A 3,199-nucleotide genomic window follows, 5' to 3' on the forward strand; every position below is an offset into this window, starting at 1 on the left:
GAGCCGGGGTGGGGGACTCGGCGGCGCCCTTGGGCTCCTCCGTGCAGCCCGTCAGCGCCAGGCAGGCCGCTGCCACGAGGAAGAGACGGCTAGCGGGAGAATTCGACGTCGTCGACATAGATGTCTCCAGTGGAAGGGCTGGTGAAGCGCAGGCGCACGGTGTCGATGTTGGTCAGCGTCACCCCGTTGCCGTTCATGATGAAGGTATGCAGGGGGATGCGCACGGTGGTGAGCACCGTGTGCAGGACGACGTTGCCCGGCCGGACGTACGGTTTGGGGATGACGTCGAACAGGGACGTGGAGGTGGCCTTGACGGTCGCTCCGGTGGCCAGCTCCACCCGGAAGTCCTGGGTGCCGCTGGCGGGGTTGGATGCGGACGTCGTCTGGGCCACGCGGAAGGACAGCACCTCGTAACCGGTGGTGTCGCGCTGGGCCACCGGGACGGTGAACGTCGCGGTGGCGGTGTTGCCCGTCCAGGTGGCGCGCATGACGCTGGTGCTGTGCGGCGCGGGGTTGCTCGCGGTGGCCAGCGTGATGGGCCCCGCCGGGGTGAAGCCGGCGGAGGAGCCGCTGTTGAGCCGCGTGTGCGAGTTCTCGTGGTGCGTCGTGTAGATCTTGTAACCCGCGGTGGACGGGAACGTGAGCTGGCCGCGCATCATGTCCGCGTAGACCGTCTCGTTCTTCAGGTAGAGGCGGGTGAAGGCGGACAGGTAGGCCTCACCGATGCGCTGCTGGTTGGGCGCGGTGATGTAGTCATTGCGCGTGGTGGGCGAGTCATCACCGTCCGCCGCCCAGACCGTGTTGAAGAGGTTGTGGCTGGCGCCATACACGTCGATGGAGCTCTTGGTCCCCAGCGCCCGGTCGTAGATCTTCGCGCCGGAGAGCGACGTCACGTCGCCGTCCGCCGCGGGCAGGATGACGAAGTAGGGCACGCCCGCGGGCAGCGTGTAGAGCTGACCGTCCACCGGCGCGATGGAGGACACGGAGACGATGTTGAACGCGGTGTTCTGCATGTACGCGGACACCGACGCCTCACCGCCGCGCGAGTGGCCCGACACGGAGATCTTCGACATGTCCACCTTGCCGTTGAAGCGCCCGGCGAAGAAGTTCGGGTAGCTGGGGTAGGTGGCGGCGTTGTTGAGGTGCGACCACTGCTCCAGGTGCTTCAGGATGAGCTGGCCACGCTCGGGGATCCACTGAGGCACGGGCCCGGACAGGTCATACGCGTCGATGGAGACCGCGATGATGCCGTTGCTCGCCAGCGTGTCGAGCAGCCGCATGTAGCCCTGGTGATTGGGCACGCGGCTGGTGCAGGTGGCGTGGGTCTGGCTGGAGTTGTAACAGATGCGGTGGTTGCCGTGCTGGATGACGAAGAGGGGGAAGGTGCCCGCGGCGACGGCGGTGCCCACACCCGCGGCGACGGCCGGATAGCGCACGACGGCGCGCAGGTCGACGTTGGAGGCGGCGCCCAGGGTGGGGAAGTAGTTGTCGACGGAGTAGCTGTCCTGGCCGATGGGATAGGTGCCCAGCGCGTACGGATCCTTCGCCACCTGGAAGCCAATCTGGTTGGAGCCGTCCAGGAAGTCGACGGTGTCGTTGTAGTGGCCGTCGGTGGCGTAGCTGCCGGGCGTGGTGGCCACGGTGGAGCCGAAGTCCACCACGACGTCGTACTGGCCCTTCACCAGCGGCGGCTGCCAGATGACGACGTCGGTGCCGTTCACACACCCCGCCTTCACCTGCTGGATTTCAATGCCGCCCGACACGTCCACCAGGGTGTTGTTCAGGGCCCAGCCCAGCACGCTGCGGTGGTTCACCACGTAGTAGGCCGCCCAGGTGCCGCCGGGATGGCCGGCGGGCACGTAGGTGGGATCCACCGCGCCCCACACCGGGTCGGAGGTGTCCGCGAACGAGTCGGCGAACTCGAAGTAGGGGAAGCCGTTCAGGGGCCGGCCGGCGATGTCCATCGTGGGGCCGCCCACCGGGTAGAGCATGTAGAGCACGACGCCCGTGTCGATGCCGTAGGACACGACGTCGCTGGCGCTCAGCGTGCCCACCGGCGGGTTGAACAGGGGACGGCGCGCGATGATGTCGTAGACGCCACGGCGCTGGAGGGTTTCGTTCCACGCCGGAATCGTGAAGCGGCCGGAGGCGTCGGTGACGACCTTCTTGGGGGCGGAGGCGAAGCCGTCACCCGTCACGTCCGCGAAGGCGTCGCCCTCGCGCCAGGCGCGCTGGTTGGGGACGATGGAGACCTCCACGGTCTCGTTGCCCCGGAAGCCGGAGCCCGTCACGTACAGGTCGCCCCGGCCCGTCTCATGGGCGTTGAGCAGACAGCCGTCGGCGGTGGACGGATAGACGCGCGGGGCGGAGCCCACCTTGATGGGGAGGTTGAACGCGGCGACCGGCTCGCCCACGGGGAGCTCCATGGGCGGAATCTCCCCGCTCTTGTCCGCCGCCACGGCCTGCGCGGTGACGAGCAGCATGTGGCCGTCGAGCGCCTCCCGGGCGCGCTCGAAGCTGGGGAAGCGGTACGGCGACTCAGGCGGGGCCGCGCGCTCCGGGCAGCCCACGACACCGGACTGGAACCAGAGGATGTGCGGCGCGAGCGCGCCCTTGGCGTCCGTCGTCGCACGGGCGAAGCCGACGGCCTCCTTCAGCGTGGGGATGCGCTCCGCGTCCAGCGCGAAGCGCAGCTCGTAGACGGTGTTGGGCGCCAGCCCCTGGGCGCCGACGGTGAGCGAATCACCCACGGGCAGGACGTCGATGGGCTGCCCCCGGTCGTCCACGGGAGTGAAGACAGCCGTCTGGGTGGCGGATTGGATGAGATTGGGAGGACTGCCTTTGGGATTCGTGCTGCCCAGGGCCGCGGTCGAGAACGCGGTGAGCAGCACGAAGGGCCATGCAAGACGTTTCACGGGACCTCCGATGCGTGGGTGGCAATCCCTCCGTTGCACTCACGGTGCCACGCGAGGACGGAGGAGCCGCTCAGAGGAGGGACGGAGAAAGGGGACTCGCGGCCGAGAAGGATTGTAACCGGCGAAGCTACAATCCATAGCTTTCCCCGTTACAAAGGGATTCATTGTAAAGCTGGAATATTATTGTGAGCTGGATTCAGGGCCAGGCGCATCGCGGTCGGCGATGGCCACCGTGCTAGAACAGGTGCCCGTGTTCCCCGACAAGCCCCAGCGCCGCCCCGAGC

General features: G+C 67.9%; 1 protein-coding gene. It reads right to left on the minus strand.

Annotation, left to right across the window (positions count from 1 at the left end; translation table 11 throughout):
* Positions 1 to 89: 89 nt before the first annotated feature.
* Positions 90 to 2,915 (minus strand): alpha/beta hydrolase, encoded by a 2,826-nt coding sequence (locus D7W79_RS40570; RefSeq protein WP_147442320.1) that lies wholly within the window; start codon positions 2,913 to 2,915, stop codon positions 90 to 92.
* Between the last annotated feature and the right edge of the window lie 284 nt (positions 2,916 to 3,199).

It is taken from the genome of Corallococcus exercitus, from assembly GCF_003611585.1.
GTDB lineage: Bacteria > Myxococcota > Myxococcia > Myxococcales > Myxococcaceae > Corallococcus > Corallococcus exercitus.